Here is a 13,306-nt window from a genome sequence, read left to right as displayed (position 1 = left end):
GCCGGGGGCCTCGTCGCGTCCCGGGGCCGGGGTGGCCCGTGCGGGCGCCGCGGCGGAGCGGACCGGGGCATGATGGGGGGCATGACGACCGCACCCGGGCAGGCGCCCGTCGCCCAGCCGGGGCTGCCCCGCCACCCGCTCGACCCGGACCCGGCCCGGGCCACCAAGGCGCGGGCGGTCTTCGCGCTCGGCCTGATCGGCGCGCTGACCGGCCTGTTCATCGGCGGCGTGGTACCGGCCACGGTGGCGCTCCAGCTCGCCCGCCAGGCGCGCCGGGAGGCGTACGCCTCGGGGGGTTTCCTGACCGGCTCCGCCTGGCTGCGGCGCGGGGAGCGGCTGGCCTGGACGGGCCTGGTGCTCGTCGCCGTCAGCGTGGTGGCCGCGGTGGTGCTCGGGGTGGTCCGGCTCGCCGACACGCCCTACGGGCAGGACTTCGCACCGAACATGGACTGACCGCCCGCCCGAGGGGAACGGGTCTCGCGCCGGGCGCGGGCCGTCGGGCCGGCGGCGGTAGCCTGGCCCGGTGTCCGTCGCGCGGCGGTGGACGCCGAGACGTCGACAGGAGGACCCGTGACGGAACCGGCGCGCTACCCGGGCGGTGATCCCGTGGCGCACCCCGCCGCGAATCCCGACGCCCCGCCCGGCGGGACGCAGTGGGCGCGACCCGACGCGGGCGCGCCGTCCGTCGCGCCGGGGTACCCGCCGCCGGTGGCGCCCTGGAACGCCCCGCCCGGGGCGGGGGTCCCGGGCCCGTCGTCGGCGTCGCCCTGGGGCACCTCGCCCGGGGCAGAGGGCCCGGGCCCGTCGTCGGTGTCCCCGTGGGGCGCCTCGCCCGCGGCAGCGGGCCCGTCGCCGGCGCCGGGCTGGGGTCCGGGCCCGGTCGCCCCGCCCCCGCCGCCGCGCGAGGCCGCCCGGCCGCCGAAGCGGGTCGACCCGGTCGCGGGCACGTCCTTCGGCGTGGTGCACCTCGACGTGCCGCCGGTCACCTCCGGCCTGGCCGTGGGTTCGCTGGTGGCCGGGATCGTCTCGACGCTTGTCGCGCTGCTCGTGATCTGTGTCGGCGCGGTCGGCGGCGTGGGTGGCGCCTGGGCGGCCGGCGCGTTCACGGTGCTGGGCGTCCTGGCCGGCGCGGGCGCCGTCGTGGCCGGCCTGCTGGGAATGCGGCAGATCCGGCGCCCGGCCGCCCCGCCGGCGGTCCGGTTCACCGGGCGGGGCCTGGCGGTGGCCGGCGTCAGCTGCGGCGGGGCGGGGCTGCTGCTCAGCCTGCTCGGCCTGGGACTGGCGTTGCTGCTGACGCTCGGGTGACGCCCGCGCCCGCCCGTGGGGCGTGACGGCGGGCGTGACGGGGTCGACGGGCCGGTCCGCGGGGAAGCCGGTACACTTGGGGCCGTAGGTGCCCACCACGGGCGGGTAGGCGCGACGGGTTCGATCGGCAGGCGGTGGACGCTCCGCAGGCCGCTCCGTTTTGACCTGTGCGGTTGTGGTAGGTACTCTTTCCCCTTGTGCCCGGGCAAGCCCGGGCAACTCGTGCGTGCGCTGGATCCGGTGAGCCGGAGATCGCGTGGGAGCACGACAAAGCCAAAGATCCGGCGCGCGGCCTGCCGTGCGCCGGTGCAAGACCCCGTCGACAACGCGCGAGCGTCGGCGCCGGGGCCGTGAGCTGGGCGACACGCCCGACCGCGGGTGCCGGGACCACCGCGAGGTGGCCCTGGTCGGAATGTAGGAGAGTCGACCATCTGGTCGGCTACGGCAGACGGTGCGGCCGCCACCAGGCGGTCGAAGGGAGCGGAGAAACCCGGTGCCCACGATCCAGCAGCTGGTCCGAAAGGGCCGCCAGGCTAAGACGAGTAAGACCAAGACCCCGGCGCTGAAGGGTTCCCCTCAGCGGCGCGGCGTGTGCACCCGCGTGTACACCACCACCCCGAAGAAGCCGAACTCGGCGCTGCGCAAGGTCGCTCGTGTCAAGCTCAGCAGCCAGATCGAGGTGACCGCCTACATCCCGGGCGTCGGCCACAACCTGCAGGAGCACTCGATCGTGCTCGTCCGCGGCGGCCGGGTGAAGGACCTCCCCGGCGTGCGTTACAAGATCGTCCGCGGCTCGCTGGACACCCAGGGTGTCCGCAACCGCAAGCAGGCGCGCAGCCGTTACGGCGCGAAGAAGGAGAAGAGCTGACATGCCGCGTAAGGGACCCGCTCCGCGGAAGCCGCTGGTCGCTGACCCGGTGTACAACTCGCCGCTGGTCACCCAGTTGGTGAACAAGATCCTCCTGCGCGGTAAGCGTCAGCTCGCCGAGCGCATCGTCTACGCCGCCCTCGAGGGCTGCCGTGAGAAGTCCGGCACCGACCCGGTCGTCACCCTCAAGCGGGCGATGGACAACGTCAAGCCGACCCTCGAGGTGCGTAGCCGCCGCGTCGGTGGCGCCACCTACCAGGTCCCGGTCGAGGTCCGCCCCGCCCGGGCGACCACCCTGGGCCTGCGCTGGCTGGTCACCTACTCCCGCGCCCGTCGCGAGAAGACCATGATCGAGCGGCTGATGAACGAGCTGCTGGACGCGAGCAACGGCCTCGGTGCCGCCGTCAAGCGGCGCGAGGACACGCACAAGATGGCCGAGTCCAACAAGGCCTTCGCGCACTACCGCTGGTAACACCCTGGTTCCGGCGCCCCCACGGGCGCCGGAACCGCCACCAGTTGTGTCGAGACGACGATAAGTAGGGATTGAAGTGGCCGCCGCAGACGCGCTCGCCAACGTACGCAACATCGGCATCATGGCCCACATCGATGCCGGTAAGACCACCACCACCGAGCGGATCCTGTTCTACACCGGCATCACGTACAAGATCGGTGAGGTCCACGAGGGCGGTGCCGTCATGGACTGGATGGAGCAGGAGCAGGAGCGTGGTATCACCATCACCTCCGCTGCTACCAAGTGTGAGTGGAAGGGCCACACGATCCAGATCATCGACACGCCCGGTCACGTCGACTTCACGGTCGAGGTCGAGCGGTCGCTGCGGGTGCTGGACGGCGCGGTCGCGGTCTACGACGGTGTCGCCGGCGTGGAGCCGCAGACGGAGAACGTCTGGCGGCAGGCGGACAAGTACAACGTCCCCCGGATGTGCTTCGTCAACAAGCTCGACCGGACCGGTGCCGACTTCTTCCGCTGCGTGCAGATGATGATCGACCGGCTCAACGCCACCCCGCTGGTCCTCCAGATCCCGATCGGCGCCGAGTCCGACTTCATCGGCGTGGTCGACCTGGTCGAGATGCGGGCCCTCACCTGGCGCGGCGAGACGCAGAAGGGTGAGGACTACGCGATCGAGGAGATCCCGGCCGACCTCGCCGACTCCGCCGCGGAGTGGCGCGAGAAGCTGGTGGAGACCCTGGCCGACGTCGACGACGCGGTGATGGAGAAGTACCTGGAGGGCGAGGAGATCTCCGTCGAGGAGATGAAGGACGCCATCCGTCGGGCCACCATCGCCGGCAAGGCCAACCCGGTCCTCACCGGCACCGCCTTCAAGAACAAGGGCATCCAGCCGATGCTGGACGCGGTCATCGCGTACCTGCCGTCGCCGCTGGACATCCCGGCGATCGAGGGTACGGCCACCGACGGCGAGACCCCGCTGCAGCGCAAGCCGTCGAAGTCGGAGCCCTTCTCGGGCCTCGCCTTCAAGATCCAGACGGACAAGCACCTCGGCAAGCTCACCTACGTGCGGATCTACTCCGGCACGCTCGAGTCCGGCTCCCAGGTGGTCAACTCCACCAAGGACCGCAAGGAGCGGATCGGCAAGATCTACCAGATGCACGCCAACAAGCGGGAAGAGCGCAGCTCGGCCCAGGCTGGCGACATCATCGCGGTGCAGGGTCTCAAGCAGACCACCACCGGTGACACCCTGTGCGACCCGGCGAACCCGGTCATCCTGGAGTCGATGACCTTCCCGGAGCCGGTCATCGAGGTCGCCATCGAGCCGAAGACCAAGGCCGACCAGGAGAAGCTCAGCACCGCCATCCAGCGGCTGGCCGAGGAGGACCCGACCTTCCGCGTCAAGCTGGACGACCAGACCGGTCAGACGGTCATCTCCGGCATGGGCGAGCTGCACCTGGACATCCTGGTCGACCGGATGCGCCGCGAGTTCAACGTCGAGGCCAACATCGGTAAGCCGCAGGTGGCGTACCGCGAGACCATCCGCCGCAAGGTGGACAAGGTCGAGTACACCCACAAGAAGCAGACCGGTGGTTCCGGCCAGTACGCCCGGGTGATCATCAGCCTGGAGCCGCTGCCGCTCGGCAACGACGCCCCGACCTACGAGTTCGCCAACGCCGTCACCGGTGGCCGCATCCCCCGGGAGTTCATCCCGTCGGTGGACGCGGGCGCGCAGGACGCCATGCAGTACGGCATCCTCGCCGGCTTCCCGCTGGTGGGTGTCAAGCTCACCCTGCTGGACGGCCAGTACCACGAGGTCGACTCGTCGGAAATGGCATTCAAGATCGCCGGCTCGATGGTGATGAAGGAGGCGGCCCGCAAGGCCGACCCCGCGCTCCTCGAGCCGATGATGGCCGTTGAGGTCACCACTCCTGAGGAGAACATGGGTGACGTCATCGGCGACCTCAACTCCCGCCGCGGCATCATCCAGGCGATGGAGGAGCGCAGCGGCGCCCGCGTCGTCAAGGCTCTGGTGCCGTTGTCGGAGATGTTCGGCTACGTCGGCGACCTGCGGTCGAAGACCCAGGGCCGGGCTAGCTACAGCATGCAGTTCGACTCCTACGCCGAGGTTCCGTCCTCGGTCGCGAAGGAGATCATCGCCAAGGCGACGGGTGAGTGACCCTCACCTGACGTGATCGATGATCCGAGGCGGTCGCGGGAGGGTGCTCCCGCCCGCGACCACCTCGGTCGGAACGCGTGAGACCGGGCCTGTAGGCTTCATCGCCGCAGAACCCACCAAAGCTCTCCGGCCGTCAGGCCGGAAAGGCTGTCGACAGAGTCCTAAGCGCCGACCGGCGCGCCGGGCGTACGAACCAAGAAGTCCACAGGAGGACCCAGTGGCGAAGGCGAAGTTCGAGCGGACTAAGCCGCACGTCAACATCGGCACCATTGGTCACATCGACCACGGTAAGACGACGCTGACGGCGGCCATCACCAAGGTCCTGCACGACCAGTACCCGGACCTGAACCCGTACACGCCGTTCGACGAGATCGACAAGGCGCCGGAGGAGAAGGCCCGCGGCATCACGATCTCCATCGCGCACGTCGAGTACCAGACCGAGGCGCGGCACTACGCGCACGTCGACTGCCCCGGTCACGCCGACTACATCAAGAACATGATCACCGGTGCCGCCCAGATGGACGGCGCGATCCTGGTGGTCGCGGCGACCGACGGCCCGATGCCGCAGACCCGCGAGCACGTGCTGCTGGCCCGCCAGGTCGGCGTGCCGTACATCGTCGTGGCGCTCAACAAGAGCGACATGGTCGACGACGAGGAGCTCCTGGAGCTCGTCGAGCTCGAGGTCCGTGAGCTGCTGTCGAACCAGGAGTACCCGGGCGACGACCTGCCGGTCGTGCGTGTCTCCGCGCTGAAGGCCCTCGAGGGTGACCCCGAGTGGACCGGCAAGCTGCTGGACCTGATGACCGCGGTCGACACCGCGATCCCGCAGCCGGAGCGCGAGACCGAGAAGCCGTTCCTCATGCCCATCGAGGACGTCTTCACGATCACCGGTCGTGGCACGGTCGTCACCGGCCGCGCCGAGCGTGGCGTGCTCAAGCCGAACGAGGAGGTGGAGATCGTCGGCATCCGCGAGAAGTCGATGAAGACCACCTGCACCGGCATCGAGATGTTCCGCAAGCTGCTCGACGAGGCCCGCGCGGGCGAGAACGTCGGTCTGCTGCTGCGTGGCATCAAGCGCGAGGACGTCGAGCGCGGCATGGTCGTCATCAAGCCGGGCACCACGACCCCGCACACGGAGTTCGAGGCGACGGTCTACATCCTCTCCAAGGAGGAGGGTGGCCGCCACACCCCGTTCTTCCAGAACTACCGTCCGCAGTTCTACTTCCGGACCACGGACGTCACCGGTGTCGTCACCCTCCCCGAGGGCACCGAGATGGTCATGCCGGGTGACAACACCACCATGACGGTGAAGCTGATCCAGCCCATCGCCATGGAGGAGAACCTCAAGTTCGCGATCCGCGAGGGTGGCCGCACCGTCGGCGCCGGGTTCGTCACCAAGATCATCAAGTGAGCTAGGTAACCCCGATTAGACCCGCCGCCGGTCGTGCGGCATACTAGTCAGGTTGCGTAACGACAGTTCGCTGCCTGTGTTCGGCTTTCGCTGAACCTCCGGGTGGCAGAGCAGTCGAGCGTAGGGTGGTTGGCGGCCCGTCCGCCAACCACCCTCGCACGGCGTTCAGGTCGCGGTAGTGCGATCGACGCCTTGACCCACCGCGCGGTCAGAGTCGCTCCGGAGTCCCGGGGCGGAGCCTGGCCCGAGGGCGCGACACGCCCGACCGCGGGGGTCGGCGAAGTGGGCCTGTGCCAGCCGGTACAGGCGCCCGCAACACAGCGGCATCGAGAGAAGGAACAGAAGCCACCATGGCGGGACAGAAGATCCGCATCCGGCTCAAGGCCTATGACCACGAGGTCGTCGACTCCTCGGCTCGGAAGATCGTCGAGACGGTGACGCGTACCGGGGCGCAGGTCGCGGGCCCGGTGCCGCTGCCCACGGAGATCAACCGTTTCTGCGTTATCCGCTCGCCGCACAAGTACAAGGACTCGCGCGAGCACTTCGAGATGCGCACGCACAAGCGGCTGATCGACATCATCGACCCGACCCCGAAGACGGTCGACTCGCTCATGCGCCTCGACCTGCCGGCTGGCGTCGACATCGAGATCAAGCTGTAGGGACCGGACAAATGGACAGGCAAGTCAAGGGGATCCTGGGCGCCAAGCTCGGCATGACCCAGGTCTGGGACAACAACCGTGTTGTCCCGGTGACCGTGGTCGAGGCCGGCCCGTGCGTCATCAGCCAGGTTCGTAGCGCCGAGAAGGACGGTTACTCCGCGGTCCAGCTCGCGTACGGCACGATCGACCCGCGCAAGGTCAAGAAGCCGATCAGCGGGCACTACGCGAAGGCCGACGTCGCGCCGCGCCGCCACATCGTCGAGCTGCGCACCGCCGACGCCGCCGACTACTCGCTCGGCCAGGAGATCACGGTCGAGGAGTTCCCGGCCGGCGTCTCCATCGACGTGACCGGCAAGACCAAGGGCAAGGGCTACGCCGGCCCGATGAAGCGGCACGGCTTCCACGGTCTGCGCGCCAGCCACGGTGTCGAGCGCAAGCACCGCTCGCCCGGCTCCATCGGCGCCTGCGCCACCCCGGGTCGTGTCTTCAAGGGCACCCGGATGGCCGGCCGCATGGGTGGCGTGCGCTACACCGTGCAGAACCTGACCGTCCAGGCGGTCGACACCGAGAACAACCTCCTGCTCGTCCGTGGCGCCATTCCCGGCCCCAAGGGCGCGCTGGTCCTGGTCCGTACCGCGGCCAAGACCAAGGCGAAGAAGGGCGGTGCGGCCAAGTGACCACCGTTGACGTCCTCACCGTCGAAGGCTCCAAGAGCGGCTCCGTCGAGCTGCCCGCCGACATCTTCGACGTCCAGGCCAACGTCGCGCTGATGCACCAGGTCGTGGTGGCCCAGCTCGCGGCGGCCCGGCAGGGCACGCACAAGGTCAAGACCCGCGGCGAGGTCGCCGGCGGCGGCAAGAAGCCGTACAAGCAGAAGGGCACCGGTCGCGCCCGGCAGGGCTCGATCCGCGCGCCGCAGTTCGCCGGCGGTGGCGTCGTGCACGGCCCCGTGCCGCGCGACTACAGCCAGCGGACCCCGAAGAAGATGAAGGCCGCCGCCCTGCGTGGCGCCCTCTCCGACCGGGCCCGCGCCGGGCAGGTGCACGTCGTCGAGGCGTTCGTCTCGAGCGAGAAGCCGTCGACCAAGGCCGCTCTGGCCACGCTGGCGAAGCTGACCGAGGCCCGTCGGGTCCTGGTCGTGCTGAGCAGCACCGACGAGCTGAACTGGGTGTCGCTGCGCAACGAGCCGCGGGTGCACCTGATCGAGGCCGGCCAGCTCAACACGTACGACGTGCTGGTGGCCGACGACGTGGTCTTCACCAAGGACGCCCTGGACGAGTTCCTGGGTGTTCCCGCCGAGACCACCGAGGAGGGTGGCAAGTGAGCACGATCGCCGACCCGCGCGACATCATCGTGGCGCCGGTCGTCTCGGAGAAGAGCTACAGCGAGCTGAACCGCAACTGGTACACCTTCCTGGTGCACCCGGACGCGAACAAGACCGAGATCAAGATCGCGATCCAGCAGATCTTCGACGTCCGCGTCCTGACGGTCAACACGCTCAACCGCCAGGGCAAGCGCAAGCGGACCAAGACCGGTTTCGGGCAGCGTAAGGCCACCAAGCGGGCGATCGTGAAGCTGGCTGACGGTGACCGTATCGAGGCCTTCGGCGGCCCGGTCAGCTGAGGGGTGTAGACAATGGCTATCCGTAAGTACAAGCCGACGACGCCGGGCCGGCGTGGCTCCAGCGTCGCCGACTTCGCTGAGATCACCCGGTCGACGCCCGAGAAGTCGCTGCTGGCTCCGCTGCCGAAGAAGGGCGGGCGTAACGCCCACGGCCGGATCACCGCGCGGCACCACGGTGGCGGTCACAAGCGCCAGTACCGTCTGATCGACTTCAAGCGGGTCGACAAGGACGGCGTGCCGGCGAAGGTCGCCCACATCGAGTACGACCCGAACCGCACCGCGCGCATCGCGCTGCTGCACTACGCCGACGGCGAGAAGCGCTACATCCTCGCGCCGAAGGACATGAAGCAGGGCGACCGCGTCGAGTCGGGTCCGGGCGCCGACATCAAGCCGGGCAACAACCTGCCGCTGCGCAACATCCCGGTCGGTACCACGATCCACAACGTGGAGCTGCGTCCCGGCGGCGGCGCCAAGCTGGCCCGCTCGGCCGGCGTCGGCATCCAGCTGCTCGGCCGTGAGGGTGTCTACGCGACCCTGCGCATGCCGTCCGGCGAGATCCGGCGGGTCGACGTCCGCTGCCGCGCCAGCATCGGCGAGATCGGCAACGCCGACCAGTCGAACATCAACTGGGGCAAGGCCGGCCGTATGCGGTGGAAGGGCAAGCGCCCGACTGTCCGTGGTGTCGCCATGAACCCGGTCGACCACCCGCACGGTGGTGGTGAGGGTAAGACCTCCGGTGGTCGCCACCCGGTCAACCCGCAGGGTAAGCCCGAGGGCCGCACCCGTCGTAAGGGCCAGCCGAGTGACCGGCTGATCGTCCGCCGCCGCTACGCCACGCGTAAGCGCGGCTGAGGGAGATAAGACATGCCTCGCAGCCTGAAGAAGGGCCCGTTCATCGACGACCACCTGCTCAAGAAGGTGGAGACGCAGAACGACAAGGGCTCGAAGAACGTCATCAAGACCTGGTCGCGGCGCTCGACGATCATCCCCGAGATGCTGGGCCACACGATCGCCGTGCACGACGGACGCAAGCACGTCCCGGTGTTCGTGACTGAGGCGATGGTCGGGCACAAGCTCGGCGAGTTCGCGCTGACCCGCACGTTCAAGGGTCACGAGAAGGACGACCGGAAGAGCCGTCGGCGCTGACGCCGCGGGCATACGGATAGAGGAACAAGGGGTTACAGCGATGCCAGGAAAGGGCGACGCTCCGGTGCTTCCGGGCGCGCGGGCGGTTGCGCGGCACGTGCGCATCTCGCCGATGAAGGCGCGCCGGGTGGTCAACCTCGTCCGCGGCCTGCCCGCGAAGGAGGCGCTCACGGTGCTGCAGTTCGCGCCGCAGGCTGCGAGCGAGCAGGTGTACAAGGTGCTCGCGAGCGCCATCGCCAACGCGGAGAACAACGAGCGGCTGGACCCCGACGCGCTGCTCGTCAGCGAGGCGTTCGTGGACGAGGGCCCGACCATGAAGCGGTTCCAGCCGCGGGCGCAGGGCCGGGCGTACCGGATCCGCAAGCGCACCTGCCACATCACCGTCGCGGTGGAGGCGGTGGCGCCGGCCGCGCCGAAGAAGGCGGCCGCGAAGAAGGCGGCCCCCGCGAAGCAGGCGGAGCCGGCCGAGACGCAGAGCAAGACGGAGGGCGCCGAGTAATGGGTCAGAAGGTTCACCCGCACGGGTTCCGGCTCGGCATCTCGACCGACTGGAAGTCCCGCTGGTTCGCGGACAAGCTCTACAAGGACTACATCGGCGAGGACGTCAAGATCCGCCGCATGATGTCCAAGGGCCTCGAGCGCGCCGGCATCTCCAAGGTCGACATCGAGCGCACCCGGGACCGGGTCCGCGTCGACATCCACACCGCCCGGCCGGGCATCGTCATCGGCCGTAAGGGTGCGGAGGCCGACCGGATCCGCGGCGAGCTCGAGAAGCTGACCGGCAAGCAGGTCCAGCTGAACATCATCGAGGTGAAGAACCCCGAGTCGGACGCGCAGCTCGTCGCACAGGGTGTGGCCGAGCAGCTCTCCAGCCGGGTCAGCTTCCGTCGGGCGATGCGCAAGGCCATGCAGTCCGCGATGAAGAACCCGGTCTGCAAGGGCATCCGGGTCCAGGTCTCGGGTCGTCTCGGCGGCGCTGAGATGAGCCGGACCGAGTTCTACCGCGAGGGCCGGGTTCCGCTGCACACGCTGCGGGCCAACATCGAGTACGGCTTCTTCGAGGCCCGTACGAGCTTCGGCCGGATCGGCGTGAAGGTCTGGATCTACAAGGGCGACGCGGTGCCGGGTCGGGAGACTCCGGCCGAGGCGCCGTCGCGTCCGCGCCGTGACCGTGGCGACCGCCCCGAGCGGCCGCGCCGTGGCCGGTCCGGCTCGTCCGGCACGACCGCCGGCGGTACCGAGGCCGGCCGGGCCGCCGCCGCGACGACCATCGCGCAGCAGGCCGAGACGCCGAGTGGGGACGCGGTGGATCCCGCCGCCGTCGCCGCCGCGGCAGAAACGCAGCAGGAGGGCTGACAGATGCTGATGCCGCGCAAGCCCCCGAAGGGCTTCCGCAAGCCGCACCACCCGGACCGCAGTGGCGCGTCCAAGGGTGGTAACCGGGTGGTGTTCGGCGAGTTCGGGATCCAGGCTCTCGAGCCGGCGTACGTGACGAACCGCCAGATCGAGTCGGCGCGTATCGCGATGACCCGCCACATCAAGCGTGGTGGCAAGGTCTGGATCACGATCTTCCCGGACCAGGCTCTCACCAAGAAGCCGGCCGAGACCCGGATGGGTTCCGGTAAGGGCTCGCCCGAGTGGTGGGTCGCCAACGTCAAGCCGGGGCGGGTTCTCTTCGAGATGTCCTTCCCCAACGAGCAGATCGCGCGAGAGGCGATGCGTCGCGCGATCCACAAGCTCCCGATGAAGTGCCGCATTGTTACGCGCGAAGTGGGTGAATCCTGATGGCAGCGGGCGTTAAGGCCTCCGAGCTGCGTGAGCTCTCCGAGGAGGAGCTGGTCACGAAGCTGCGCGAGGCCAAGGCGGAGCTGTTCAACCTCCGCGTGCAGGCCGCGACCGGCCAGCTGGACAACAACCGGCGGTTGCAGGTCATCCGTCGGGAGATCGCCCGGATCTACACGATCATGCGTGAGCGCGAGCTGGGTCTCTCGGCCGCGCCGACTGAGGTGACTGCATCATGAGCGAGAACACCACCACCGCCGCCGCGCGGGCCCGCCGCAAGGTGCGTGAGGGCCTCGTGGTCAGCGACAAGATGGAAAAGACCGTCGTCGTCGAGGTCGAGGACCGGGTCAAGCACGCGCTGTACGGCAAGATCATGCGTCGTACCAGCAAGTTGAAGGTGCACGACGAGCAGAACACCGCCGGCATCGGCGACCGGGTCCTGATCATGGAGACCCGGCCGCTGTCCGCCACGAAGCGGTGGCGGCTCGTGGAGATCCTGGAAAAGGCCAAGTAGCGAAGGCTCGAGCTCGCCCGGCGTCAGTCGGGCGCGGGTTCCGCCAGGCTCCGGCCGCCGTGCGCGGCCGGAGAACCGGCAGACATAGGAGATAGACGTGATTCAGCAGGAGTCGCGACTGCGCGTCGCCGACAACACGGGTGCCCGGGAGATCCTGTGCATCCGGGTTCTCGGTGGCTCCGGTCGGCGCTACGCGAGTATCGGCGACGTCATCGTGGCCACCGTCAAGGACGCGATCCCGGGTGCCGGTGTGAAGAAGGGCGACGTCGTCAAGGCCGTCGTCGTTCGCACCGCCAAGGAGAGGCGGCGGCCGGACGGTTCGTACATCCGCTTCGACGAGAACGCCGCCGTCATCATCAAGGACGGCGGGGACCCGCGCGGTACCCGCATCTTCGGCCCGGTGGGCCGGGAGCTGCGGGACAAGCGGTTCATGAAGATCATCTCTCTCGCGCCGGAGGTGTTGTGACCGTGAAGGTCAAGAAGGGCGACACGGTCGTCGTCATCGCCGGCAAGGACAAGGGTGCCAAGGGTAAGGTCATCGCGGCCTACCCGCGGCAGGACAAGGTCCTGGTCGAGGGCGTGAACCGGGTCAAGAAGCACACCCGCATCAGCACCACCCAGCGTGGCGCCAAGACCGGTGGCATCGTCACCCAGGAGGCCCCGATCCACGTCTCGAACGTGCAGGTCCTGGACTCCGACGGCAAGCCGACCCGCGTCGGTTACCGGATCGACGACAACGGCCAGAAGGTCCGCATCGCGCGTAGCACCGGTAAGGACCTGTGATGACCACGGCTACCGAAACCAAGACCATGCCGCGCCTCAAGGAGCGGTACCGCAACGAGATCGTGGCGCAGCTGCAGGAGCAGCACCAGTTCGGCAACCCGATGCAGGTGCCGCGGCTCGTCAAGATCGTCGTCAACATGGGTGTCGGCGAGGCCGCCCGGGACGCCAAGCTGATCGACGGCGCCGTCCGGGACCTGGCCACCATCACCGGCCAGAAGCCGCAGGTGCGGCGGGCGACCAAGTCCATCGCGCAGTTCAAGCTCCGCGAGGGCATGCCGATCGGCGCGAAGGTGACCCTCCGCGGCGACCGGATGTGGGAGTTCCTGGACCGGCTGCTCTCGATCGCGCTGCCGCGTATCCGTGACTTCCGCGGTCTGGACGGGCGCAAGCTCGACGGGCACGGCAACTACACGTTCGGTCTGACCGAGCAGTCGGTGTTCCACGAGATCGACCAGGACAAGATCGATCGGCAGCGGGGCATGGACATCACGGTGGTCACGACCGCCACGACCGACGACGAGGGCCGGGCGCTGCTCAAGCTCCTGGGCTTCCCGTTCAAGGAGAACTGAG

General features: G+C 69.0%; 20 protein-coding genes. All 20 read left to right on the top strand.

All coding sequences use genetic code 11. The annotated features are described in order from the left end of the window. The first annotated feature begins 81 nt into the window (after positions 1 to 81). The 20 genes from ACGFNF_RS07710 (at position 82) to rplE (ending at position 13,305) form a co-directional block, all read left to right on the top strand. Positions 82 to 453 (top strand): hypothetical protein, encoded by a 372-nt coding sequence (locus ACGFNF_RS07710; RefSeq protein ID WP_132230900.1) that lies wholly within the window; start codon positions 82 to 84, stop codon positions 451 to 453. Positions 454 to 957: 504 nt separating this feature from the next. Further along, complete coding sequence (locus ACGFNF_RS07705) at positions 958 to 1,305, top strand: hypothetical protein (RefSeq protein WP_327029603.1); 348 nt, start codon at positions 958 to 960, stop codon at positions 1,303 to 1,305. A gap of 493 nt (positions 1,306 to 1,798) precedes the next feature. After that, positions 1,799 to 2,173 (top strand): 30S ribosomal protein S12, encoded by a 375-nt coding sequence (gene rpsL / locus ACGFNF_RS07700; RefSeq protein WP_014440718.1) that lies wholly within the window; start codon positions 1,799 to 1,801, stop codon positions 2,171 to 2,173. Position 2,174: 1 nt separating this feature from the next. Then, positions 2,175 to 2,645: a 30S ribosomal protein S7 gene (rpsG, locus tag ACGFNF_RS07695; protein ID WP_077938296.1), complete on the top strand. Its 471-nt coding sequence runs from the start codon at positions 2,175 to 2,177 to the stop codon at positions 2,643 to 2,645. Between the two features lie 76 nt (positions 2,646 to 2,721). Continuing rightward, positions 2,722 to 4,818, top strand: a complete 2,097-nt coding sequence (gene fusA / locus ACGFNF_RS07690) for an elongation factor G (protein WP_151453325.1) — start codon at positions 2,722 to 2,724, stop codon at positions 4,816 to 4,818. Positions 4,819 to 5,035: 217 nt separating this feature from the next. Next, a complete protein-coding gene (tuf, locus tag ACGFNF_RS07685) occupies positions 5,036 to 6,229 on the top strand; it encodes an elongation factor Tu (protein ID WP_151453326.1) in 1,194 nt (397 codons plus the stop codon). Between the two features lie 350 nt (positions 6,230 to 6,579). Continuing rightward, a complete protein-coding gene (gene rpsJ / locus ACGFNF_RS07680; protein WP_007073037.1) occupies positions 6,580 to 6,888 on the top strand; it encodes a 30S ribosomal protein S10 in 309 nt (102 codons plus the stop codon). A gap of 11 nt (positions 6,889 to 6,899) precedes the next feature. Continuing rightward, the gene (gene rplC / locus ACGFNF_RS07675; protein ID WP_121399890.1) at positions 6,900 to 7,565 is read left to right on the top strand and encodes a 50S ribosomal protein L3; all 666 of its coding nucleotides are present in this window, start codon (positions 6,900 to 6,902) and stop codon (positions 7,563 to 7,565) included. Then, complete coding sequence (rplD, locus tag ACGFNF_RS07670; RefSeq protein WP_088998351.1) at positions 7,562 to 8,212, top strand: 50S ribosomal protein L4; 651 nt, start codon at positions 7,562 to 7,564, stop codon at positions 8,210 to 8,212. The genes rplC and rplD overlap by 4 nt, the downstream gene beginning before the upstream one ends. After that, complete coding sequence (gene rplW / locus ACGFNF_RS07665) at positions 8,209 to 8,511, top strand: 50S ribosomal protein L23 (protein WP_088998352.1); 303 nt, start codon at positions 8,209 to 8,211, stop codon at positions 8,509 to 8,511. The genes rplD and rplW overlap by 4 nt, the downstream gene beginning before the upstream one ends. Before the next feature lie 12 nt (positions 8,512 to 8,523). Continuing rightward, positions 8,524 to 9,363 carry a 50S ribosomal protein L2 gene (gene rplB, locus ACGFNF_RS07660; RefSeq protein WP_091627702.1) on the top strand — a complete coding sequence of 280 codons (840 nt, stop codon included), beginning with the start codon at positions 8,524 to 8,526 and terminating at the stop codon, positions 9,361 to 9,363. Between the two features lie 12 nt (positions 9,364 to 9,375). Beyond that, a complete protein-coding gene (gene rpsS / locus ACGFNF_RS07655) occupies positions 9,376 to 9,657 on the top strand; it encodes a 30S ribosomal protein S19 (protein ID WP_088647003.1) in 282 nt (93 codons plus the stop codon). Positions 9,658 to 9,697: 40 nt separating this feature from the next. After that, the gene (rplV, locus tag ACGFNF_RS07650; RefSeq protein ID WP_132230903.1) at positions 9,698 to 10,156 is read left to right on the top strand and encodes a 50S ribosomal protein L22; all 459 of its coding nucleotides are present in this window, start codon (positions 9,698 to 9,700) and stop codon (positions 10,154 to 10,156) included. Continuing rightward, on the top strand, positions 10,156 to 11,013 hold the full coding sequence (rpsC, locus tag ACGFNF_RS07645; protein ID WP_088998355.1) for a 30S ribosomal protein S3: 858 nt from the start codon (positions 10,156 to 10,158) through the stop codon (positions 11,011 to 11,013). Before rplV ends, rpsC begins: the two co-directional genes overlap by 1 nt. A gap of 3 nt (positions 11,014 to 11,016) precedes the next feature. After that, positions 11,017 to 11,442: a 50S ribosomal protein L16 gene (gene rplP, locus ACGFNF_RS07640; RefSeq protein WP_007465292.1), complete on the top strand. Its 426-nt coding sequence runs from the start codon at positions 11,017 to 11,019 to the stop codon at positions 11,440 to 11,442. Next, on the top strand, positions 11,442 to 11,678 hold the full coding sequence (gene rpmC / locus ACGFNF_RS07635; protein WP_007073028.1) for a 50S ribosomal protein L29: 237 nt from the start codon (positions 11,442 to 11,444) through the stop codon (positions 11,676 to 11,678). Before rplP ends, rpmC begins: the two co-directional genes overlap by 1 nt. Further along, positions 11,675 to 11,953 (top strand): 30S ribosomal protein S17, encoded by a 279-nt coding sequence (rpsQ, locus tag ACGFNF_RS07630; RefSeq protein WP_132230904.1) that lies wholly within the window; start codon positions 11,675 to 11,677, stop codon positions 11,951 to 11,953. The genes rpmC and rpsQ overlap by 4 nt, the downstream gene beginning before the upstream one ends. Positions 11,954 to 12,050: 97 nt before the next feature. Continuing rightward, positions 12,051 to 12,419 (top strand): 50S ribosomal protein L14, encoded by a 369-nt coding sequence (rplN, locus tag ACGFNF_RS07625; protein ID WP_007465279.1) that lies wholly within the window; start codon positions 12,051 to 12,053, stop codon positions 12,417 to 12,419. Further along, a complete protein-coding gene (rplX, locus tag ACGFNF_RS07620) occupies positions 12,416 to 12,736 on the top strand; it encodes a 50S ribosomal protein L24 (RefSeq protein ID WP_007465276.1) in 321 nt (106 codons plus the stop codon). The genes rplN and rplX overlap by 4 nt, the downstream gene beginning before the upstream one ends. Then, positions 12,736 to 13,305, top strand: coding sequence for a 50S ribosomal protein L5 (rplE, locus tag ACGFNF_RS07615; RefSeq protein ID WP_132230905.1), 570 nt, complete (start codon positions 12,736 to 12,738; stop codon positions 13,303 to 13,305). The genes rplX and rplE overlap by 1 nt, the downstream gene beginning before the upstream one ends. The last annotated feature ends 1 nt before the right edge of the window (position 13,306 follow it).

This window comes from Micromonospora sp. NPDC048868 (assembly GCF_043198195.1).
Lineage (GTDB): Bacteria > Actinomycetota > Actinomycetes > Mycobacteriales > Micromonosporaceae > Micromonospora > Micromonospora reichwaldensis.
Note: the sequence above shows the minus strand (reverse complement) of the source record. Positions and strands in the feature narration are given on the sequence as shown.